Consider the following 326-nt stretch of genomic DNA (forward strand, 5'->3'; position numbering starts at 1 on the left):
GGTGGGCGTTGTCGGCATTTTGCTTGACCGTGGACGTGAGTTCTTCCATGGACGACGCCGTTTCTTCAAGGTTGGACGCCTGCGATTCGAGGCGGCCCGAGACGTCGTTGTTGCCGGAGGCGATGTCACGCGTGGCCGCGCTGATGTTGTCGATGCTGACGCGCACATCGCCGACGATGCCACGCAGGCTATTGTTCATTTCCTTCAGTGCGCGCAGCATCTGGCCTACTTCATTGTTGGCGCCAACATCGAACTCGTTAACCAGGTTGCCGCTGGCGACGCTTTGCGCCACGGCAACGGCGTTGTTCAGCGGCACAGTGACGGCC

General features: G+C 60.7%; 1 protein-coding gene. It reads right to left on the reverse strand.

From position 1 onward, the window contains the following. Positions 1-326: HAMP domain-containing protein (locus F1735_RS34555; protein ID WP_167241569.1), on the reverse strand; the 326-nt coding region annotated here is incomplete at both ends.

The sequence above is a fragment of the Massilia genomosp. 1 genome, assembly GCF_011682185.1.
GTDB lineage: Bacteria > Pseudomonadota > Gammaproteobacteria > Burkholderiales > Burkholderiaceae_D > Telluria_A > Telluria_A rubra.